Source organism: Marivivens donghaensis (assembly GCF_030410045.1).
Lineage (GTDB): Bacteria > Pseudomonadota > Alphaproteobacteria > Rhodobacterales > Rhodobacteraceae > Marivivens > Marivivens donghaensis.
This window is the reverse complement of sequence record NZ_JAUFRA010000005.1, coordinates 270,823-292,144: the sequence shown is the minus strand read 5'-3', so window position 1 is coordinate 292,144 and position 21,322 is coordinate 270,823. Positions and strand designations below refer to the sequence as shown.

Below are 21,322 nucleotides of genomic sequence, written 5' to 3'. Positions count from 1 at the left end.
TTTTGTAACAGCGATCCCCGTTACTCGTTAACGAGGGTGGAACACAAACGAACGCATCGACACGGCGCCAAGGTCAATGGCACCCGTCATAAAGGTCAGATCATCGCCCGCATCAGAGGCGCCCGCGATGGTCAGGGCAGGCAGGTAGTGATCGACCGAAGGGTGGGCCATCCGTAGAAGCGGCCCGAGTTTATTGGCATCGGCCAACCCGCCAAAGTCACGGTCGGTCAGCTTTGTCTCGAACAGGTTGTCGAATTCCGTTGCAAAGTCATGCACATGGCCGTCGAACCGCAGGGCACGCAGGTTATGCACCACGTTCCCAGAGCCGAGGATCAACACACCACGATCTCGCAAGTCGGACAGGGTTTTGCCGATCTCGAGCTGGTAGTCCAACCCTTTGCTCATATCGATTGAGACTTGGAACACGGGTACGTCGGCCTCTGGGTAGAGGAATTTCAGCACGGTCCATGCGCCGTGGTCGAGGCCCCAAGTGTCATCCTCTTCGGCATGGTGGCTGGCCAAAAGCGATACGACCTCGCGGGCGAGGGCGGGATCACCCTGCGCCGGATATTTTTCGGCATAGAGCGCATCAGGAAAGCCGTAGAAATCATAGATCGTCTTGGGCAGGGCTGAGACATCCACGAGTGTTGTGCCTTTGGTCATCCAGTGCGCCGACACCACGAGGATCGCCCGAGGGCGGGGTAGGTTACGGCCCAGTTCGGTCCACGAGCGGCTGTATTCGGTATCCTCAATCGCGTTCATCGGGCTGCCATGACCGAGGAATACCACGGGCATACGGTCAGAGGGGGCAAGCCGATCGCGGAGGGCTTGGAGAGATGTAATCGTTGTCATTCGCGCATCCTCTTCATCTGCGGCGCCTGCGTCGGGCACCGCCTCTGTCTGGGATTGAGATAGGGCTTGATTATAATCAATGAAATGGCGACTTTGTTGATTGACTGTTACCGTTTTATTCCAAATGAGCCGACGATGGATATTACCGACGAACTCCGTGCCTTTGTGGCGACCGCGCAGACGGGATCATTCACGGCGGCGGCAGAGGCGCTGGGCGTGTCGAACCGTCTCACGTCGAAATACGTGGCCGAACTTGAGGCGCGGCTGGGTGTTCGTCTGTTCCAACGCACCACGCGCAGGGTGGGGCTGACGCCCGCGGGCGAGGACCTCTTGGCCCGTGCGCCTGCGGTTTTGGATGACCTCGATGATCTTTTGGGGCAGGTGGCTGATGGGTCCAAGGGGCTGACGGGTGTGATCCGCATTTCTGCCCCTGTCACCTTTGGCGAGGTCTATGTGGGCGCAATGCTCGGGCGGTTCGCGCAGGCCAATCCGGGGCTGACGTTTGATCTGCGGCTGACCGACGACTTTGCCGATCTGGCGAGCGACGGGATCGATCTGGCGTTCAGGCTGGGGCAATCGCAGATGCTATCGCTGAAAACCCGCAAGCTGGGGGACTTTCGGTCAGTCCTTGTCGCCAGTCCCGCCTATATCGCAGAGCATGGCGAGCCACGTCATCCCGCCGACCTGCAAGCCCACGCCTGTATCGTCGACACCAACCGTCACCAACCCAAACGCTGGCGGTTCTTTGAGGATGGCCGCGATGTCATCGCCACGGTCCAAGGGCGGTTTCACGTCAATTCCGCCCGCGCCGCGACCGAGCTTGCGGCATCGAACCTCGGGATCGCCTATGCGCCGCGCTTTGCCGTGCGGGATGCGCTGGCCGCTGGGCGGTTGGTGCCTGTGATGCAGGGGTATGATTGCGAAACGTGGCCACTGAGCGCGGTTTACCTAGAGGGACGACAACTGCCGCGCAAAATCCGTGCGCTGATAGATTTTGCGGTGAATGATATCGGCGGGGCAGAAATCCTCTAGCGATTGGTGGAAATTCCCTGCGGCATCCGCTATGCGACCGCGATACTGACCCGATCTAGTAAGCGATGGCGAACCCCATGGTGGAGAACACAGCAAAATCAGCGGCCCGCCTGTCCGTGGCCCCGATGATGGAGTGGACGACGCGAGAGTGTCGCTATCTGCACCGTCTGCTGAGCCGTGAGACCTTGCTCTATACCGAGATGGTGACCGCGCCTGCGGTGATCAATGGCGATCGGGAAAAGCTATTAGGCTACCATGAGGCCGAACATCCTGTTGCGGTGCAGCTCGGTGGATCTGATCCTGTGCAACTGGCCGAGGCGACCGCGATTTGCGGGGATTATGGTTATGACGAAGTGAACCTGAACTGCGGCTGTCCGTCGGACCGTGTGCAATCGGGAGCCTTTGGCGCGGTGCTGATGAAATCGCCCGATCTGGTGGCGGAGTGCGTGGCTGCAATGATCGCAACGTCGCCGGTTGAGGTCACTGTCAAATGCCGCATCGGTGTCGACGAACAGGTGCCTCGCGATATCCTGCCAGAGTTCATCGAAAAGGTCAGCGCGGCGGGCGTGACCCGCTTTACCATCCATGCGCGGATGGCTTGGCTGCAGGGGCTATCGCCCAAGGAAAACCGCGATATTCCGCCGCTCGATTATGCTTTGGTCCACGAGATCAAAACTGCCTATCCGCATCTGCATATTTCGATCAACGGTGGCATCGCGACCTTGGACGAGGCCGTGGCGCAACTGGACCTTGGGCTGGATGGCGTGATGATTGGGCGGGCGGCGTATCACCAACCGACCGATATTCTGCAAATGGCAGACGCGCGGATTTACGGCAAAGAGGCGGGGCCTGACCCTGTGCAGGTCGTCCATGACATGCTGCCCTACATCGAAAATCACATCGCTGCGGGTGGACGTTTGAACCAGATCACGCGCCATATGCTCGGCCTTTTTGCAGGCAAGGCAGGGGCGCGGGGCTGGCGGCGGTATCTGTCGGAAAACGCGCATCTCGACGGCGCTGGGCCAAAGACGGTGCTAGAGGCGCTTTCCTACGTGACGGGCGGCTGATACTGATCAGGGCAACATCATTTGGGAGGCCCTGATGGATAGCGTTCTGTTGATTGAAATGGCAGCTATTTTGCTGGTGATTGGTGCGCTTGCAGGTGTTTTGGCAGGTTTGTTGGGAGTCGGCGGCGGTGTCGTCCTTGTCCCCGGTTTTTACTACGCGTTTTCGTCGCTGGGGTATGAAACCCCGCAGCTGATGCAAATCTGTCTGGCGACCTCGCTCGCCACGATTATCGTCACCTCGGCCCGTTCGGTCATGTCGCACCACAAAAAGGGTGCGGTGGAATGGGGTATCCTGAAAATCTGGGCACCCGGGATCGTGCTGGGCGCAATCGCGGGCAAGATGACCGTCTCGGCCTTGAACACGACCGTGTTGCAGTATATCTTTGGTGGATTGCTGGTGTTCATCGGCCTCTACATGACCTTCGGGAACAAAGACTTTCGCGTCGCTAATGAACTGCCCAAAGGTTTGAAAGGCCGCGTGTTTTCGCCTTTTGTCGGGTTCCTCTCGGTCCTGATGGGCATCGGTGGCGGGTCGTTCGGCGTGCCTTTGTTGACCATGTTTGGCGTGCCCGTTCACCGCGCTGTAGCAACGGCGGCGGGCTTTGGGTTCATCATCGCGGTGCCATCGGTGGCTGGGTTCCTGATGACCTCTTTGCCAGAAGGTGTCGCCCCGCCGTTTAGCATCGGCGCGGTCAATATTGCGGCCTTCCTCGTGGTGATTGCGATGACGACGTTTACCGCGCCGATTGGTGCTGCAATTGCGCATAAGACGGACGCAGGAAAACTAAAGAAGTTCTTTGGCATGTTCCTGATCCTCATCGCGCTGAACATGCTGCGTAAGGCCATTTTGTCATGATCGAAGGCGGTTTCATCCAGTTCGACGCCACGCCAAAGGCCACGGCGTGGGCTAAGGCCGCGAATGTGGCGGCAGATGCGGTTCTCGCTGATCCTGCGATGCAGGCGAAGTGGCTGCGGCATGGTCAGACGTGGTTTGTGGGCGTGGATGTTTTGCCCAACGATGACACGGGGGCGATTGATGGCGTTCCGCTGCGCGGTCCGTGGGATGGAATGGTGCCCGAGATGCCGCTGCATCAGGGGCAACTGTCGGTGATCTATTCGGGCTACCCGCAAAAGGACGCGGATGAGACGGATAAGGCGCACCGCTATCGCAAGGTCAAGGATGCAGCGCATCTCGATGGGTTGATGGGCGAAGGGCCGCAGAAACGTCGGTTCCTGCGCGAACCACATGCCTACATCCTCGCCGTGGCTTTGAACGATTGCACCGCAGCACCCTTGGTCGTTTGGCCCGGTAGCGAAGAGATTATGCGCGAGGCCTTTACCGTGGCCTTTGCGGGGATGCCGCCGTCCATGTGGTCGGATATCGACGTGACCGAGATTTACACGGACGCCCGCAACGAGGTGTTTGAGTGCTGCGAACGTGTCGAACTACCGATGAAAGCGGGGCAGTCGGTTCTTTTGGATCGGATGGTGATCCATGGCACTGCGCCAGAGGGCAAGGATAAGGTGCCTGCCGCAGGGCGCAGGCTCGCGTTTTTCAGACCGCAGTTTGACAACATGCGGGATTGGCTCAGGGATTAAGCCTTGAGCCGCGCCGCCCGTCCGCCACGGCGGGTTTTCAGCGCGCCAGAACGGTTCGGCAAATCAGCCATGATGGCGCGGCGATCCTCTGGGGTCATGCGGCTCCACATACCGATTTCTTGCAGGGTGCGGTGACAGCCTATGCAGGTTTTTGTCTCGGGATGGATCGAGCAGAGTTTGACGCAGGGGCTTTCGATTTCGGCCCGTTGCCAAATGGCATCCGTGTTCAATTGTTCGGTCACTTCAGGCTCCGAGGTGGCGCAGGCGGTCTAGCATGCCTTGCAAGATATACCCCGCAGCAACGTGATCGATGACCTCATCGCGACGTTTTCGGGACGTATCCGCCTCTAACAGCGCCCGTTCTGCGGCAACGGTAGACAGCCGTTCGTCCCAGAACGCAATCGGAAGGCCGGTCAGTTTTTCGAGGTTGCGAGCAAAGGCGCGGGTCGATTGCACGCGCGGCCCCTCTGATCCGTCCATGTTCAGGGGCAGGCCCAGAACGATTCCGGCGATGTCGCGCTTCTTCACGATTTCAAGCAGGCGTTCCACGTCGAGCGTGAATTTTTTGCGTTTGATCGTCTCGAGCGGGGTCGCGACCTGACGCAGGCCGTCAGAGACGGCAACGCCAATGGTTACGGTGCCCAAATCCAGCCCGCAAATTGCGCGGTACGGGGGCAGGGCGGCGGCAAAGGTTTCGGCGTCGTTGCAGATCATTCCGCGACACCTGCACCTACAGCGGCCTCACGGATGATCGACATCGCGTTTGCATCGCTGGCAAAGGTTTGCTGAGCCTCACCCCAGATCGCAGTAGCGCGGTCCGTATCGCCCAGCACGCCAAGCGCGCGGATCAACTGTGCCCATTCCTGCGGTGTGCCACCCTCGGTCGCGAGGCGATCCATGAGGTTGCCAACCATGCCTTCGATCATGGCAGAGCGGTCTTCTTCGCTCATGTCGCCTGCTGCGGCCATGGCGGCGGCATTCGGGCCACGCAGACCACCGTTTTGCATTGGCGGGGTGTAGTCGTCGACGCCAGCGAACCACGACAGTTCGATGGTGGCTTGGGCCACTTGATCGAACCATTCGGCACCTTCTGGCGCGACCTCTAGAAGCTTGCGCCAATAGGGGAAGGCACGGTCGGGACGGCCATAGGTGTTGAACATCACGCCCGCCCAGTAAAGCCCTGAAATGCTTTCAGGATCTTTGTCGAGGATGGCTTTGAGAACGCGTTCCGCTTCGGGGGTGACATCGCCACCAGCCGCCGCGACGAGGAGTTCCAGAAGAACCTCCAGATTGGCCTGTTCCGCATCATCGCCAAGGATCGCCACGACCTTCACTTGCGCATGGGCGGCGCGGTCGACATTGCCCAGAGCCGTCTCAAGCCGCACCAGATCACGCTGCGCGATCAGGTTATCAGGGTTGGCTTCTGCGGTTTGGCGCACACGGTCCACAGTCGCCTGTAGATCATCGGGCAGGGTGACTGGCTCTTGGATCGGCTGGGCGGCTTCGGCCTCGGCCTGTGTGGGGCGGTTGTCGTAGGCGTCTTTGGCCTCTGCCAGACGAACGGCGCGGGGCATGTCGGGATAACCAGGCGCACCCACACGGTAATAGAGCGCAAGCGCCCCAACCACGGTCGCCGCTGCCGCAGCAATCATCACAACCCGACCCAAGGTTTTGGGCGCGTCAGTCGATGTGTCGGTTTCAGCCTTATCAGCGGCCAGCAAACGGCGGGCAATTTCGGTGCGGGTCCGTTCGGCCTCTGCCTGATCGAGAACACCACGGGCGAGGTCGCGATCCACTTCGGCCAATTGATCCTTGTAGATCGCGATGTCGTTGCGAGGATCGACATCCGTGTCGGTTCCGGAGCGCAAAAGCGGCAGCACAAGAAGACCTGCGGCAATAACTGCCAATGCGGTCGCAATGATCCAGAACGTCATGGGGCCTCCCGTTTAAACGTTTCGCCCTACCTAACCTTCCCAACCCCCTGAGAAAAGCCCCTGCGGCCCGATGACCCGTTTGTGATCAGGTCTCATTCGTAACGCTTCTTTGTCGCATGTCGCAAAACTGCAAAAATCAGGCGTGTCCAATCGTCTTTGCTTCGCAGTTTTTGTCCAGTTAGGACCAAAGGATGCCCGCGACCAGAATAGGGGGATTCGCAGCCTATGAGACGCTATTCAGTATTTGCCGTCGCCCGCGAGGGTCTACGCTATCACACAGGATGGGAGCGTGCTTGGCGTTCGCCCCAGCCGAAGAAGAAATACGATGTGATCATCGTTGGTGCGGGTGGCCACGGCCTCGCGACCGCCTATTACCTCGGTAAGAATTACGGCATCACCAATGTCGCAATTATCGAAAAAGGCTGGCTCGGCGGTGGTAACACAGGTCGTAACACCACGATCATCCGTTCGAACTACCTGCAGGACCCCTCTGCGGCGATCTACGACAAGGCTCTCAAGCTCTATGAGAACCTGTCCCAAGATCTGAACTACAACGTCATGTTTTCGCCCCGTGGTCTGATCATGCTCGCGCAGACCCACCACGAGGTGCGCGGCTATCAGCGGACCGTTATGGCGAACCAACTGCAGGGCGTTGCGACGGAGTGGGTGACCCCTGAGCAGCTGAAAAAGCTGGTCCCGATCATCAACATTCATGGCCCGCGCTATCCTGTCATGGGTGGCCTCTACCAGAAACGCGGCGGCACAGCCCGTCACGATGCGGTGGCGTGGGGCTATGCGCGTGCCTGTTCCGACATGGGCATGGACGTCATCCAGCAGTGCGAAGTCAAAGGTGTCCGCACCGAAGGCGGCAAGGTTGTTGGCGTCTTGACCACCAAAGGCGACATTGACTGCGATAAGTTGGGCATGGTCGTTGCGGGTCACACCTCGGTTCTGGCCGAAATGGCTGGCTTCCGTCTGCCGATTGAATCGGTTGCTCTGCAGGCTCTCGTCTCCGAGCCGATCAAGCCTTGCATGGACGTTGTCGTTATGGCGAACACCGTTCACGGCTACATGTCCCAGTCGGACAAGGGTGAGATGGTGATCGGTGGTGGCACCGACAGCTTCAACAACTACACACAGCGCGGCAGCTTCCACCACATCGAGGAAACCGTTCGCGCGCTCGTCGAAACCTTCCCGATGGTCAGCCGTCTGAAGATGCTGCGCCAGTGGGGTGGTATCGTGGATATGACTGGTGACCGTTCGCCGATCCTGTCGAAAACCCCTGTGGATGGCATTTTCGTCAACTGCGGTTGGGGCACCGGCGGCTTTAAGGCGATCCCGGGCTCTGGTTGGGCGATGGCGGAACTGATGGCCAAAGGTCACAGCCCGCTGACGCAAGAATTTGATATGTTCCGCTTCCGCGAAGGCAAATTCATCGATGAATCTGTCGCCGCTGGCGTGGCGCACTAAGGAGGGAAGACGATGCTTTTATTGCAGTGTCCCTATTGCGGCGTGAATGCCGAAGAGACTGAACTGGCCGCTGGCGGCGAAGCGCACCTGAAGCGCGCGACCGTTGGTGACAGCGATGAGGCTTTTGAAGGCTACCTCTTTATGCGTGAAAACAAAAAAGGCGTACATCTGGAACGCTGGCGTCATGCCTATGGCTGCGGGAAGTGGTTCCTTGCAGCGCGGGATACCGCCACGCTCGAGGTGTTCGGGACCTATCCGGCCCAGACCACCGAACCGCCTGCGGATGTGACTGAAAACATCCGTGCAAAGTATCCCGACTGGTCGTGGAAGGAAACCGCATGAGCACCCGTCTGGCAAATTCCGGTCGTCTGATCGACCGTTCGAAACCTGTCGAATTCAAATTCAACGGTAAGCGTTTCAAAGGCTACGAGGGCGACACGCTCGCGTCTGCTTTGTTCGCAAACGACCAGATGATGGTTGGCCGTTCGTTCAAATACCACAGACCGCGTGGTGTTGTGGCTTCTGGCGCAGAAGAGCCGAACGCGCTCTTTAACATGGGCGAGGGCGGTCGGTTTGAACCGAACCAACGCGCCACCACACAGGAACTGTTTGACGGTCTGACGATCCGTTCGCAAAACCACTGGCCGAGCCTTGAGTTCGACATCGGTGCTGTGAACCAGTTGTTCGCCCGTTGGCTGCCTGCTGGCTTCTACTACAAAATGTTCATCCACCCGCGTCCGTTCTGGAAGCACGTCTATGAACCCTTCATCCGCCAATCGGCTGGTCTGGGTCAGGTGCCGCAGGAAAAAGACGCGGATACCTACGAACATTTCTACTACTTCTGTGACGTGCTGGTTGTCGGTGGCGGTATCGCTGGTCTGGCGGCTGCACTGAAAGAAGGTCAAGCCGGCAAGAAGGTTCTGCTTCTTGAACAAACCGCTGACTTTGGTGGTCGTGCTGTTGTCGATGGCGTCGAAATCGACGGCAAGTCGGCAGAGGCTTGGGTGCAGGACACGCTCGCAGCGCTGAACGCGATGCCGAATGTCACAGTGCGTAACCGCAATATGGCGTCGGGCGTTTACGACCACGGCTATGTTCTGGGTTACGAGCGTCTGACGGACCATCTGTCCGACAAATCAGGTCCGCGTCACCGCCTGTGGCGCATCCGTGCTGGTCACATCATCACAGCTACTGGCGCGATTGAACGTCCGCTGTCCTTTGCTGGCAACGATATTCCAGGCGTCCTCTTGGCCGCTGCGGTGCGTGACTACGTAGTGAACTGGGGCGTGTCGGTCGGTGATCGCACCGTTGTTGTCACCAACAACGACGACGCATACCGCACTGCAATCATTCTAAAAAACGCGGGCCTCGCTGTTCCTGCGATCATTGACGCTCGCGCTTCTGGCGCTGGCCCAATCGCGGCTGAAGTTGAAAAGCTCGGTATTCGCGTGCTCAAAGGCAAAGCGATCGCCAAGGTCAAAGGCAAAACCCGCGTCACTGGCGTGAAGGTCTGTCTGCAAGCGGGCGAAGGTTCGGTCATCGAAGAGATCGCATGTGATTGCGTCGCGATGTCGGGTGGCTGGTCGCCTGTTGTGCACCTCTGGTCGCACTGTGGTGGCAAACTGAACTGGGACGAAGACCTCGCGATGTTCCGCCCCGATCCGTCCCGCGCCCCGACAGGTGCCGACGGTAAGGCATTCGTCAGCACCGTTGGGTCGGCCTCTGGCTATCTCAGCACTGCTGATGTTCTCAAAGATGCGGGCCTTGAGGTTACCACGAACGAGGTTGCAGCGGCTCCGCTCGAACCTGTTTGGCTGATGCCGCAGGGCGCTGGTCCAAAACTGCGCATGAAAGCATGGCTCGACTATCAGAACGACGTTAAGGTCTCTGACGTTCAGCTCGCTGCACGCGAAGGTTATGAATCCGTTGAACATACAAAGCGTTACACCACGCTTGGTATGGCGACCGATCAGGGTAAACTGTCGAACATCAACGGTCTGGCTATCCTGTCCAAATCGCTCGATGCGTCGATCCCGAACGTGGGCACCACGACCTTCCGTCCGCCGTACACGCCGATTTCGATGGGCGCAATCACGGGTGCGGCACGCGACGAGTTGTTCCAGCCGATCCACAAAACCCCGATGTTCGATTGGCATGACGCCAATGGTGCGGATTGGGAACCTGTGGGCCACTGGCGCCGGACCTATGCTTATGTCCGCAACGGTGAAACGGTGCATGATGCGGTCAACCGCGAGATCCTGAACGTTCGTGAAAACGTGGGCACGCTGGATGCGTCGACCCTCGGTAAGATCATCGTGAAGGGGCCGGATGCGGGCAAATTCCTCGATATGCTCTACACCAACATGATGAGCACTCTGGGCGTTGGCAAATGCCGCTACGGTCTGATGTGTAACGAAAACGGCTTCCTTTCGGACGACGGCGTTGTTGTACGTCTGGCTGAGGATACATGGCTCTGCCACACCACCACGGGCGGTGCGGACCGTATCCACGGTTGGATGGAAGACTGGCTTCAGTGCGAATGGTGGGACTGGAAAGTCTACACCGCAAACGTGACCGAACAATTCGCGCAGATCGCGGTTGCTGGTCCCAAGGCACGCCAGCTCTTGGAAAAACTGGGCGGCAACATGGACCTTTCCAAAGAGGGCTTCCCGTTCATGACCTACGTCGAGGGCAAGCTGGGCGAGTTCGATGCACGGATCTTCCGTATCTCGTTCTCGGGCGAATTGTCCTACGAAGTCTCGGTTCCTGCATCCCAAGGTGCGGCCCTCTGGGCGGCGCTGCAAGAGGCGGGCAAGGACCTCGGCGTGATGCCTTATGGTACCGAAGCGATGCACATCCTTCGTGCTGAGAAGGGCTTTATCATGATCGGCGACGAAACCGACGGCACGATTATCCCGCAAGACCTCAACCTTCAGTGGGCGATTTCCAAGAAGAAAGAGGACTATCTGGGTAAACGCGCGCAAGAGCGGTCGTTCATGGCGTCGCCTGATCGCTGGAAACTGGTTGGTCTGGAAACACTCGACGGGTCGGTCATTCCTGACGGCTCATACGTGCCTGCACCCGGGTATAACCCCAACGGCCAGCGCAACGTTCAGGGGCGTGTCACCTCGACCTATTATTCGCCAACGCTCAAGCGTGGCATCGCGATGGGTCTGGTTAAACACGGTCCAGATCGCATGGGTGAAGTGATCGAGTTCAACCGCGAAGATGGCACCATGGTTAAGGCAAAGATTGTCGATCCGGTGTTCTACGACAAAGACGGGGAGAAGCAGAATGTCTAATGCTGTCAGCGCCTTGAACGGCAAAACTGCGACCGGCCCTGTAACGGTCCAAGAGCTGGGCCTGACCGGCATGGTCACCCTGCGCGGCGATTTTGAGGACGAAGGCTTTGCGGCTGCGGTAACGCAGCTGACAGGTCTGCAAATCCCCGACGTGCGTCAGTTCCAGACCGATGGCGTGAAAACCGTCCTCTGGATGTCGCCCGACGAACTGCTCGTTGTTCTGCCCTATACAGAGGTGAATGCCTTTGTTACGGCGATGAACGATGCGCTGGCGGGATCGCATTACCTCGTGGCGAATGTGTCTGATGCGCGCGCGATTTTTAGCGTGTCGGGCGAGTTCGCGACCGAAGTTCTGGGCAAAAACGCGCCCGTCGATTTCGAAGCATCGCAGTTTGTTGCAGGTATGGTGCGCCGCTCCCGCGTAGGGCAGGTGGCAGCGGCCTATTGGAAACTCGACGACGGTAGCTTCCGCGTCGTGTGCTTCCGCTCTGTTGCTGAATACGTGTTCGGCCTGATCGCAACTTCGGCCACAGCTGGCCCAGTTGGCGTTTACTAAAATCAGACGTCGGGGGGGAGCTTAACCAGCCCCTCCCGCTCTGCCTTTTCCAGTGCATCGAGCCGCTGACGGAACCGCGGCGCAGGCATGCGCGACAACACATTCCGACACAGCAGTGCAGTCAGGTAAGGGCGGTCCAATGCGACCAGCTCTGCCAAAAGCCCACGCAGGTACCCACCATGGTTACGGCGTGCCCGCATGAGCGTCCCGAACCCTTCGTCGGTGGGGGTGCCAGCGGCGACTTGGGCCAAGAGTTTCTTGAGAATTCCCATCTCGATAAAGGCGCGGCGCAGGTCGATGCCGAACATCCGCACGCGGTGATGGGTGACATTTGGGCCCTCAAACATCGCAGCATGTAGAGCGTCTAGTTCTGAAGAGCTATCATAGAGGATCGTCACATCCTCTGCCGCCTCAACCATATAAGGCGCGTAGCCGTAGCGTTCGATGAAATCGAGCTTCTTCGCCTGCGGGAAACGGTCGTCCCAGCGGGTCACATCGGGCGACAGCGTTGCTTGGGGATTGAGGGCGAGGACCTTTGCACCAGGGGCGCAGACCGAATAGGCGCAGGCGGCATACCCACCGGGGCCAGCGCCAAAAAAGATCACCTGATCGAAGTCGTCAAAGAAGTAATCATCGAGGAGTTCGTCAAAGAACGCATAGACATCGTCATGGCGGAACCACGTATCACCGACGGAAAACAGGCCGAGGTGCGACCAACCGTTTTCAATCACATAGTCCCAGCCCAGAGGACGCCCATCGGTTAAACCTTCCATCGCGGTTTCCGCGCTTTCAAAGGTAACAAAGAGCGTCGATCCCGCCTCAACAAAGGTGCTGAAATGTTTGTCGCCGATTGCCTGAAACTGGCCAATGTCATTGCTGATCTTTTCGACCTTCGCGCGCCATGCGGCAAAGTCCAATCCAGTCAGAGGATCACGCAGTTTCTGGTTATTGCGGTGCACGACAGACCCACCTTTATTCAAACGTCTCAAACATACTATCCCCCGCTGGTGACGGGGCCTTTGGGCGGACACTAGGCTCGGTTTAAGGCCATAACCAGAAGAAATCTGGGCATTTTGTGCCACAATTCAGCTATTTTTGGTCACATCGCTCGTCAAAATCGGGGTCTGTTGGGGCAAACGCTGGAAAGGGGATACAGCTTTGACTAGAGTTGCCGTAATAGAAAACGAAAAGGCATCGACCACAGGTGCCTGTGATTAAACGACGCGCGGGGCAGACGGGACAGATGGCAGGCAAGGTTCATTACCGTAATCTACACGGCATGATTGCAAATGGCATCGCCTTGATCGATGCGGTGCGCGTGCCGTCGGAAAACTCGGAAAACCTCGTCACGTTGTATTTCCGCGCGGATGCGCCGATGGATCGTATCGGGTTGCCGCGCGGCACCGAAGTGCTGTCTCAGGTCACCATTGGCGGCTGCCCGATCGTCAAACTGCGTCTGCCAGAGGGTGTCCCATTGCGCGTCGGATTTGGCGGCGCGGTGGCTGATATCACGCCTGCTGATCCAGAACTGACGATCTTTGCGGGGACGAATGCGCTCGCCGCGATCCGAAACGGGGAAACAGCGGCGACGGTGCTGCGCTGGCTAGAGTTCAACGCCGAACATCAGGGCGTTGAAACGGCGGTGATCCTTGATCGGGATCGTCTGGGCGATAGCCTAGAGTTCGATGAGGCATTTCTGGCAGGGCTGGCCGCGATGGAGGCCGATGTTGAGGTCGTGATCCTTCGTTCGCCCACGCCCTTGGGCAAGCTCGACCTCCCCGATGAGAGCCACCCGTTCTGCGCGCCTGGTGCACCCGGCAAGGATCGGATGGAGATCCCAGCCGCTGACACTTGGAAATCGCCTTTGGGCGCGATGCATGCCTATGAAATCATTCGCGAACGGTTCCTCGGCTCTGCGCGGGCGGTGGCGAACATTGATGTGTTCGATCTGATCACCGACACCGGCGAGGGCACGATTTTCGACCGTGCGGTTGCGTCTGAAACGGGGGCAATCCCGATGCTCGGCACGCAGGCCTATCCGTGGCGCGTGCGCAATGACGAACCGATCCGCTTTGCCGATCATATCTGCGTTCAGTTCGACGCCGAAGCCCCGCGCCGTCGTTGGTGCATTGCGCCATCAAAGGCCGCAGCGAATGCCGTTTGGCGGATGAACCGCATCGGCAACGTCGCGATGCAAGACGCTGACGCGGCAACGTTTTACCGTTTCATGAACCTGCGTCACCGCGCCGATGCGGTGTCCCTGATCATCCCCAAAAGCTCTCTGGTTGAGGACGACCGACTGTTGGCTCTGGCCGAGACAGAGTTCGACCACAAACCCGTCCGTGTCCCCGAAAAATCGCATAAATCGCAAGAACCGCAAAAGGGCCGCCGTGCCATCGTCACCACGATGAAAAATGAAGGTCCGTTTATTCTAGAATGGCTCGCCTATCACCGCGTGATCGGGTTCGACAGCTTTCTGGTTTATACAAACGACTGTTCGGACGGGACAGAGACGTTTTTCGATCTATTGCAGGAAAAAGGCTATGTGCAGCACCGCGATAACCCATTTCGGGAAAGCGGGCTAAAGCCGCAGCACGCGGCGCTTGCCGCTGCGGGCAACGAGCCGATCATCACAGAGGCGACTTGGGCCGTTTGTATCGACGTGGACGAGTTCGTTGACATTAAGGTGGGCGACGGCACGCTCGACGCGCTCTTTGCGGCGGTGCCTGATGCCAACCTGATTTCAATGACGTGGCGGCTGTTCGGGAATGCCGATGTCGCGGATTTCACTGACGATCTGATCATTCGGAATTTCACCCGATGCGCACCAGAGTTTTCGCCGAAACCGCACCAAGCCTGGGGGTTCAAGACCCTGTTCCAGAATACGGGCATCTTTAAGAAGCTCGGCGTGCACAGACCCAAGGGGCTGAATTCCCAGCTGGTCGATCATGTGAATTGGGTGAACGGGTCGGGCAAAAACCTACCCGAGAACATGTATCGCAACGCGTGGCGGTCGACGATGGCGACCTATGGCTATGACCTCGTGCAGTTGAACCACTACGCTGTGCGCTCGGCTGAAAGTTTCCTTGTAAAACGGGACCGTGGGCGGGTGAACCATGTGGACCGCGATCAGGGCCTCGCCTATTGGTTCCGCATGAACAACAACGCGGTCGAAGAGACGTCGATCCAACGGATGATACCGCGCGTTGAGGCAGAAATGGCGCGCATGTTGGCTGATCCCGATATTAAGGCTGCGCATGAGTATTCTGTCCGCAAGCACCGCGAAAAGATCGACGAGCTACGCGCTACAGAGAACTATTCGAACTTCTTTGAAGAGCTGAAAAGCGAACGTATGCGTCGTCTGGCACGGCTCCATGGGCATTTTGGCGCGAACGTTTTCCTCACGGGGCCGACCTGTGTGCCCGACGAGGTGGCGTTCCGTGATCCCGAGGAAGAGTTCTTTTTCACCGTCGAGGCGGGAGAAACGCAGCACTAGTCTGTTAAATTTAATGGTTTTTACACGTAGAATGTTTAATTTCCTAAACCTGCATAATCGTCCGGTTGAATAAGGATCGGGGACAGAGGGTAAACAATGAGCACGAACTACACGATTGGCGCACTTTGGATGGAAGGCGCCCTGAGTTTTCTGGAACAACTTTGTTTGAAGTCCTTTGTCGATGCTGGGCATCGCGTGGTGCTTTACCACTACGGCCCGCTGCAAAACGTCCCCGAGGGGATCGAGTTGGCAGATGCGAACGACATTATGTCTCGCGACAATTTCCTGACCCACGAACGCACAGGCAGCCCCGCGCTGCATTCCGATCTGTTCCGCTATAAAATGTTGAAAACGCAGCGGAATATGATTTGGGCGGATACTGACGCCTATTGCATGAAGAAGTTCGAAACCCCGAACGGCCACTTCTACGGATGGGAATCGAAAACCCATGTGAACGGCGGTGTTCTGGGCCTCCCGCATGACAGCGATACGCTCAACGCGCTGTTGGATTTCACCTCGGACGAATTCGCGATCCCGACCTATTACGGCCCCGACTACGTGGCCGAGTTGGAACAGAAACGCGCCGATGGAAACCCCGTTCATGCCAGCGAACAGCCTTGGGGCGTTTGGGGGCCGCATGCGGTCACGCATTTCCTGCATGAAACAGGCGAAGTGCAATATGCCCTGCCACAAGAGGGGCTTTATCCGTTCACGTTCAAAGACCGCCGTCTTATGCTGCGCCGTAACTTTGATACCACGGGCTATATCACGGAAAACACGTTCTCGGTGCACCTCTACGGGCGTCGTATGCGGGCGCGTTTGGTTGAGAAAGAAGGCGGCGCACCGCACCCCAAGAGCCTCTTGGGTAAGTTGCTGGTAAAACATGGGATCGACCCTGAAAAGGCCCCGATCATCCGCAAACCAAAACCCGAAGAGAAACAAGCCGTGGAGCCAGTGAAAGTGTCGAAACCCGTTGCAACGCCAGCACCGACGGCTATGGCGGCGCCGATCCCAGCCTCTGCGAAATATGGCCGTGGGCAGTTGAACCTCACGGATATGGCCGATGCCTATGGGTCGGACAAAGGGTCGACCAAACACCGCTACACGGAACTCTATCAAATGCTGTTCCAGCCGCATCGTGACCGCGCGATCAACTTCCTTGAGATGGGATTGCAGATCGGTGGGCCCGAGCATGGGAAGAGCGAAGACCGCAAGACCACCGACCTTCCGTCCGTGCGGATGTGGCTCGAGTATTTCCCGAAGGCGAAGATCACGGGCCTCGATATTTCGGACTTTAGCTGGTTCGAGAATGAGCGCTTTAACTTTGTCCGCTGTGACATGGATAAGCGTGAGAATATCGTTGAGGCAACGAAGGACCTGCCAGAGTTCGATATCATCATCGACGATGCCAGCCATGCCTCGCACCACCAGCAATACGCCTTTATTGAGCTGTTCCCGAAATTGAAATCGGGCGGGCTCTATATCATCGAAGACCTGCGTTGGCAGCCTGAACCCTATGAACGCCCCGGCATCACAAAGACCGCGGATTTCATCCAAGGCTACCTACGGGATGGTGTCTTTACCCACGAGGACGCCAGCATCGCCGAAGGGTTCAACGCCCAGCGGATCGATATTTCGGGCTGTTTCATGTTCCAAGCACTCTTTGACAAAAAGCGCAAAGATCAGGTCGCGGTCTTCCACAAGCGTTAAGCCGCGACGCTGACCCCTTTGAGAACTGCTTTGAGCGCGTTCTGGTCCATGTTCAGGATCAGGACGCGTTCTGTTTTACAAGTGATCGCAACGTCATCACCGATCTGGTCGAGGGTCACAGGCGCGATAGGGGCCCAATGTGATAGGTCGAGGATGCTCGTCGCGCTGACGCCTTCAATGGTTTGGGGCAGGGCGGTGCGTTCGATAACGATGGTATTCGCCCCGTCGCCAAGGATCACACGGTTGGTGCCACCGTCGATGATAACGCGGTTGTCACCTGCGCCTGTGTCGATGATGTTCGATCCCGCACCCGAATAGATCGTGTCGTTGCCTTTGCCGCCGTAAATTGTCGCGCAGCCTTGGCCGCCGTGGATAAGGTTGTTGCCCGCGATGGCGTGGATCGTGGCAAGGCCCGTGCCGCCATAGATTTCCGCGTCCGAGGCGCCCGCTTTGACCATCGAACTTCCCGACCCGAGCCGCGCAATCAGGCTGTCCGATTGGGTTTCAATGTGGTCGTGGCCCGCACCGCCCACCACGTCGAGGGTAAAACGGTTATGCCCTCCAAAGATATAAATCCGATTGCCTTCGTCATTACAGGCCACGCGGAAATGGGTCACGCCGCCGTTGGTATCGGAGGCAAAGAGCAGTTCCTTTAACCCTGGGGCCAGTGTCAGCGTGCCGTTCTCTGCCAAGGTCGCAAAGTGTTTACGGTGACCCGGTTCGACGTGATCAGGCAGGGCATCGCCCACGGTGATAATCCCATCAGAGGGGAGGCGGTCCGGCTGAACGCCGCCCTTGTGGACCGACACATAATGCGCGGCTTCGGTCGCGGATTTCCCATCCTCAACGATCAGCACGCCATAGTCGCGGCAGGTGTCGATGAGCGCCTTATGCATCCCGTCATAGGCTGGGTCTTTGCCCGCGACGTTCGTTGTGAGCCACGGATCACTATGGACGTTGTGAAACTCGGAACTGCCGTCTTGGTATAGGGTGATCCGATGGTCGCCTTTGCGGATCGACGCGCTGCCATACCAGAAGGTCGGCACCGCGCGGTCCGTGTCGCGGGTCCCTGCAACCACATTGCGGAGCGACTGTCCGACCGAATGTTCCATCGGCCGTGCCCCCGCATAGTCGAGGATCGTCGGCCCCATATCCACCAGCGCCACAGGATCATCGACCATCTGGCCCTGCGATTGTGGGTCATGGATGATAAAGGGGATACGGGTCGCTTCTTCCCACAGTGTGAATTTACGGAACCTGTTCTTATCGCCCATGTGGTAGCCGTGGTCGGAAAAGATCACGACGACGGTGTTGTCCGCATGGGGCGAGGCCTTGAGCGCGTCCCAGACCCGTCCGATCTGATAATCGACATGGCTAAAGGCCGAGAAATAATTGCGGATCGACTTCTGCCAATCCTCGATCGCCTCTTGGGTATCCATGTTTTCGGACATGAACACATTGGTAAAGGCGGACAGATCAAACCCCTGCGCCCATTCGTTGGGGCGGATGAAATCATCCATGTTATACAGCTCTTTGAACCGCACAGGGGTACGGAACGGCGGGTGAGGGTGGTGAAATCCGACCTCACGATAAAACGGCTGGTCACTGTCGTAGGAATTCAGGAAACGGATCGCGTCTTGGGACGATCTGTAATCGTAATACTGACGGTCCTCTTTGGCGTTCGTTGTGCCGCCGCCGCCCATGCGTCCACCGAAATTGATGAACTCGGCCTCGGGTTTTGGGCCAAAGTGCACGCGGCGGCTGGGGTGGGAATAGAGCGTGTTGTGGATGTCAGGCGGGAGCGGCTTGTAACCGTGGTGGATTTTGCCAGCGGTCGAACAGTAATAGCCGTCTTGTTTCAGGCGGAACTGCCACATCTGTTCGGGGCGGAGCACCTCAAAAATGTTGGTGTAGTTGTCGAAAATCCCCGTCTCATAGGGGGACAGGCCCGACATTGCGCTCGCACGGGAGGGGCCGCAGACGGGGATCTGGCAATAAGCCGCGGTAAAGGCCGACGAGACCTCGCATATCCGGTCGAGGTTTGGCGTCTGAAGCTGTGCGCCAAAGCAGGATTTGAAACGCCAAAAGGCAAAGGCATCGTCCATGCCGATCAACAGGATATTCTTGCGGTCGGTCATCCGTCTTTGGCCTCTACCAGTTTCACCCGCCCAGAGAGGGCGTAGCGGTGCAAGACGGACTTTGGATCAGACACGCTCTGCGCCTGCCAACCGTCCCGAAGTGCACCTGTATTTGCAGGGTAGGGGCTATCGTCCGTTGCGGTCATGCCCCATGCGTAGGTCAGATAGGCGTCTTTCGTCGGGCGGGCCTTGTCACAGGTCAAGGTGACGGTGGTTCCTGTGACTTCTTTGACCTTGGGCATGATGATGTCATCGCCATCATGGATGCGGAACCCGTGGTCGCCGTCCTGTAGGATCAGGTCCGACATCGCGGTGAATTCTGATGTGATCTCCGATCCACGGATCAGCGCATAGCGCAGCGACGGACACCGCCATTCGCGTCCTTGCTGCACCTCGGCCACCGCACGCGCCTCTAGTTCATCAACCAGCATTTGTGCGCTGCCGTCCAGTGTCGCGGGCATCCCGTCCATGAGGGCAAAGGGATACGTGGGTGTCGCAACGATGAAGCCCGTTGCAGGATTGTCGAGGTCGAGCATCCCTTCTGCTAAGGCAACCGCCGACCGCCCATCGGTCCGCGTACCAAAGGTCTGGCTGATCACCACCTTTGGGAAACTCTTTTGTCCCGTAACCGTTGGGATCGCCCGTTGGAGCGCCCGCGCCGTATGCACGTAATGGCTCGCTGCCTCAGCCTGTGTTGTGTCTGGGGCCCCTGTGAGCAGGCGCAGAGAGATACGATCGACAAAGAGCGTCTTATCCCAGCCATCAAGCGCATCAACGGCGGTCGAGAGCCCGTCCTCTAGCCTGTCAAAGAGAGGTCCGTCAGGCATGGCCTCGGTCATTGTGACGCCCGCCTTTAGGACGTCAGTCGCAATAACAGTGCGCAGGCCGCGTTTGTGGGCGTCCTTTACCAGATTAGTGGCGATCCCCATAGCACGGGCGCCCGCCGTGCGGCCAGTGCCGTTCAGTTGGGCGTCAACCACATGGTAGCGGAAATCCTGCGGCGTTGGACGATCCGAACTGGGTGCGCCACCAAAGGCGATATGCCCCAGAACCACCTCTGGCGTCTGGGCGAGGGTGATACCGCCGCGTTCCTCGAACCCTATAACACGGTCAGCGTAACGGTCGGACATATAGCGAATGACGCCTTCACGCTCTTCAATCATCCATGCGTTCCCACCGGGGTGGCGGATACTGCTGGGCGTTGATCGTGCGGCGACGGTTTTGGGCTTTGTCTTTGCCTCTACTGTGACGACAGGGACAGGGTCGGAGGAGGTTTTGGGATCGCCCGCAGCAGTCGCCGCAGCGGCAAGTTTGCGACGACGGGCACGGAACGAGTGCTGGAGCGCAGGTACACGGTGGTCTTTGCCGCGTGCGATCAGGTGTGCTTCCATGACCTTGCGATAGAGCAGCAGGTCCTTGCGATTGCGGATCATGCTGTAGAAATCCTGCTGGGTCAGCGTCCCCGTAAGGGCCTTTTCCATCACAGGTTTCAGCATTTCCATGCGGCGCAAGAGAACCGCTGTCTTGTGTCCCAGACCAAAGCCCTTGAGCGGGATGATCTTATCGCTCTTCAGCCGTTCAACCTGTTTGCGGTCGTTTTCGAGGAAGTGATCGTAGAGGACGTAAATCTTCTGCGCCTTAGAGATCGTCTTGGCCGCGTCGGAATAGGGCAGGGTCCAGTCAAAGCCCTGTGCCTTAGTGAACCGATTTTCCCATGGCACCTTTTTCAGATCGAGTGTCGATTGAGGGCTGAGCGCCATCACAATCGAACCAGGCGCGTGGTTCGAATAGGCGAGGGCAGCAAAGCCCCCCATAGAGGTGCCCGTAAAGGTCACGGATTTGAAACGCGCAAAGAACTTGCGATCCCTTAGGTCGTCAAAGAATTCGTTCACCCGAGCATCGCGATACCATGACGGCCCGCGCGAATAGATACCGAGGTGGGACCAACCGTGGTCTTGAACGAACTTCGCCGCCCAAGGCTGCACATCAAGGTAGGGGTTCCCTGCGTCAGAGAGGTTGTCAAAGGACACGATCAACCGATCAGAGCCGCGATCCACAAACGACGCCGCGTGGTAGCCCATCTTTTGGTAGAAACCGTCAGAGGGGCCCGCAGGGAAAATCTCGCGATACCAATTGGGGACGCGGTTATGGTCGTCGTCGCTCACG

General features: G+C 58.2%; 17 protein-coding genes. 10 read left to right on the top strand and 7 right to left on the bottom strand.

Features of this window, described 5'->3' with window-relative positions; all coding sequences use genetic code 11:
• Positions 1-27 precede the first annotated feature (27 nt).
• Positions 28-852, bottom strand: coding sequence for a 4,5-DOPA-extradiol-dioxygenase (ygiD, locus tag QWY83_RS07035; protein WP_249945513.1), 825 nt, complete (start codon positions 850-852; stop codon positions 28-30).
• Between the two features lie 135 nt (positions 853-987).
• On the opposite strand from ygiD, the gene QWY83_RS07030 reads away from it, so the two are divergent.
• The 4 genes from QWY83_RS07030 to QWY83_RS07015 all read left to right on the top strand — a co-directional run bounded on the left by QWY83_RS07030 (position 988) and on the right by QWY83_RS07015 (position 4,550).
• Positions 988-1,884, top strand: coding sequence for a LysR family transcriptional regulator (locus QWY83_RS07030; protein ID WP_249945514.1), 897 nt, complete (start codon positions 988-990; stop codon positions 1,882-1,884).
• Positions 1,885-1,961: 77 nt separating this feature from the next.
• A complete protein-coding gene (gene dusA, locus QWY83_RS07025) occupies positions 1,962-2,951 on the top strand; it encodes a tRNA dihydrouridine(20/20a) synthase DusA (RefSeq protein WP_249945515.1) in 990 nt (329 codons plus the stop codon).
• A 31-nt stretch (positions 2,952-2,982) separates the two neighbouring features.
• Positions 2,983-3,807, top strand: coding sequence for a sulfite exporter TauE/SafE family protein (locus tag QWY83_RS07020; protein WP_435404511.1), 825 nt, complete (start codon positions 2,983-2,985; stop codon positions 3,805-3,807).
• Positions 3,804-4,550, top strand: coding sequence for a phytanoyl-CoA dioxygenase family protein (locus tag QWY83_RS07015; RefSeq protein ID WP_249945517.1), 747 nt, complete (start codon positions 3,804-3,806; stop codon positions 4,548-4,550). The genes QWY83_RS07020 and QWY83_RS07015 overlap by 4 nt, the downstream gene beginning before the upstream one ends.
• On the opposite strand, the gene QWY83_RS07010 is transcribed toward QWY83_RS07015, so the two are convergent.
• Genes QWY83_RS07010 through ccmI form a run of 3 tightly spaced genes read right to left on the bottom strand, consistent with a single transcriptional unit; the run spans position 4,547 to position 6,484 of the window.
• On the bottom strand, positions 4,547-4,792 hold the full coding sequence (locus tag QWY83_RS07010) for a DUF1289 domain-containing protein (RefSeq protein WP_082959358.1): 246 nt from the start codon (positions 4,790-4,792) through the stop codon (positions 4,547-4,549). The two genes, QWY83_RS07015 and QWY83_RS07010, sit on opposite strands and share 4 nt — an antisense overlap.
• Before the next feature lies 1 nt (position 4,793).
• Positions 4,794-5,264: a Holliday junction resolvase RuvX gene (gene ruvX / locus QWY83_RS07005; protein WP_249945518.1), complete on the bottom strand. Its 471-nt coding sequence runs from the start codon at positions 5,262-5,264 to the stop codon at positions 4,794-4,796.
• Entirely contained in the window at positions 5,261-6,484 is a 1,224-nt protein-coding gene (gene ccmI, locus QWY83_RS07000) for a c-type cytochrome biogenesis protein CcmI (protein ID WP_249945519.1), read from the bottom strand. Before ccmI ends, ruvX begins: the two co-directional genes overlap by 4 nt.
• Before the next feature lie 225 nt (positions 6,485-6,709).
• Between ccmI and QWY83_RS06995 the strand changes: the two genes are divergently transcribed.
• Genes QWY83_RS06995 through QWY83_RS06980 form a run of 4 tightly spaced genes read left to right on the top strand, consistent with a single transcriptional unit; the run spans position 6,710 to position 11,812 of the window.
• On the top strand, positions 6,710-7,954 hold the full coding sequence (locus QWY83_RS06995) for a sarcosine oxidase subunit beta family protein (RefSeq protein ID WP_249945520.1): 1,245 nt from the start codon (positions 6,710-6,712) through the stop codon (positions 7,952-7,954).
• A 12-nt stretch (positions 7,955-7,966) separates the two neighbouring features.
• Positions 7,967-8,296 (top strand): sarcosine oxidase subunit delta, encoded by a 330-nt coding sequence (locus QWY83_RS06990; RefSeq protein ID WP_067545822.1) that lies wholly within the window; start codon positions 7,967-7,969, stop codon positions 8,294-8,296.
• Positions 8,293-11,256, top strand: coding sequence for a sarcosine oxidase subunit alpha family protein (locus tag QWY83_RS06985; RefSeq protein ID WP_249945521.1), 2,964 nt, complete (start codon positions 8,293-8,295; stop codon positions 11,254-11,256). Before QWY83_RS06990 ends, QWY83_RS06985 begins: the two co-directional genes overlap by 4 nt.
• Positions 11,249-11,812 carry a sarcosine oxidase subunit gamma gene (locus QWY83_RS06980; protein WP_249945522.1) on the top strand — a complete coding sequence of 188 codons (564 nt, stop codon included), beginning with the start codon at positions 11,249-11,251 and terminating at the stop codon, positions 11,810-11,812. The genes QWY83_RS06985 and QWY83_RS06980 overlap by 8 nt, the downstream gene beginning before the upstream one ends.
• 2 nt (positions 11,813-11,814) lie before the next feature.
• Here QWY83_RS06980 and QWY83_RS06975 read toward each other — a convergent pair whose 3' ends face one another.
• The gene (locus tag QWY83_RS06975; RefSeq protein ID WP_290245795.1) at positions 11,815-12,801 is read right to left on the bottom strand and encodes a phosphoadenosine phosphosulfate reductase; all 987 of its coding nucleotides are present in this window, start codon (positions 12,799-12,801) and stop codon (positions 11,815-11,817) included.
• Between the two features lie 215 nt (positions 12,802-13,016).
• Here QWY83_RS06975 and QWY83_RS06970 point away from each other — a divergent pair, with 215 nt between their 5' ends.
• Together QWY83_RS06970 and QWY83_RS06965 are read left to right on the top strand one after the other, a co-directional pair.
• Complete coding sequence (locus QWY83_RS06970; protein WP_353958943.1) at positions 13,017-15,308, top strand: glycosyltransferase family 2 protein; 2,292 nt, start codon at positions 13,017-13,019, stop codon at positions 15,306-15,308.
• 96 nt (positions 15,309-15,404) lie between these two features.
• Positions 15,405-17,018, top strand: a complete 1,614-nt coding sequence (locus tag QWY83_RS06965; protein ID WP_249945524.1) for a class I SAM-dependent methyltransferase — start codon at positions 15,405-15,407, stop codon at positions 17,016-17,018.
• On the opposite strand, the gene QWY83_RS06960 is transcribed toward QWY83_RS06965, so the two are convergent.
• Together QWY83_RS06960 and QWY83_RS06955 are read right to left on the bottom strand one after the other, a co-directional pair.
• The gene (locus tag QWY83_RS06960; RefSeq protein ID WP_249945525.1) at positions 17,015-19,156 is read right to left on the bottom strand and encodes a sulfatase-like hydrolase/transferase; all 2,142 of its coding nucleotides are present in this window, start codon (positions 19,154-19,156) and stop codon (positions 17,015-17,017) included. The two genes, QWY83_RS06965 and QWY83_RS06960, sit on opposite strands and share 4 nt — an antisense overlap.
• Positions 19,153-21,321: a hypothetical protein gene (locus tag QWY83_RS06955; RefSeq protein WP_249945526.1), complete on the bottom strand. Its 2,169-nt coding sequence runs from the start codon at positions 21,319-21,321 to the stop codon at positions 19,153-19,155. Before QWY83_RS06955 ends, QWY83_RS06960 begins: the two co-directional genes overlap by 4 nt.
• Position 21,322 lies beyond the last annotated feature (1 nt).

Bases quoted from the DNA above. Each gene is read 5' to 3' on its own strand.
- ygiD (WP_249945513.1), bottom strand. From the start codon at position 852: ATGACAACGATTACATCTCTCCAAGCCCTCCGCGATCGGCTTGCCCCC.
- QWY83_RS07030 (WP_249945514.1), top strand. From the start codon at position 988: ATGGATATTACCGACGAACTCCGTGCCTTTGTGGCGACCGCGCAGACG.
- dusA (WP_249945515.1), top strand. From the start codon at position 1,962: ATGGTGGAGAACACAGCAAAATCAGCGGCCCGCCTGTCCGTGGCCCCG.
- QWY83_RS07015 (WP_249945517.1), top strand. From the start codon at position 3,804: ATGATCGAAGGCGGTTTCATCCAGTTCGACGCCACGCCAAAGGCCACG.
- ruvX (WP_249945518.1), bottom strand. From the start codon at position 5,264: ATGATCTGCAACGACGCCGAAACCTTTGCCGCCGCCCTGCCCCCGTAC.
- ccmI (WP_249945519.1), bottom strand. From the start codon at position 6,484: ATGACGTTCTGGATCATTGCGACCGCATTGGCAGTTATTGCCGCAGGT.
- QWY83_RS06995 (WP_249945520.1), top strand. From the start codon at position 6,710: ATGAGACGCTATTCAGTATTTGCCGTCGCCCGCGAGGGTCTACGCTAT.
- QWY83_RS06990 (WP_067545822.1), top strand. From the start codon at position 7,967: ATGCTTTTATTGCAGTGTCCCTATTGCGGCGTGAATGCCGAAGAGACT.
- QWY83_RS06985 (WP_249945521.1), top strand. From the start codon at position 8,293: ATGAGCACCCGTCTGGCAAATTCCGGTCGTCTGATCGACCGTTCGAAA.
- QWY83_RS06980 (WP_249945522.1), top strand. From the start codon at position 11,249: ATGTCTAATGCTGTCAGCGCCTTGAACGGCAAAACTGCGACCGGCCCT.
- QWY83_RS06965 (WP_249945524.1), top strand. From the start codon at position 15,405: ATGAGCACGAACTACACGATTGGCGCACTTTGGATGGAAGGCGCCCTG.
- QWY83_RS06960 (WP_249945525.1), bottom strand. From the start codon at position 19,156: ATGACCGACCGCAAGAATATCCTGTTGATCGGCATGGACGATGCCTTT.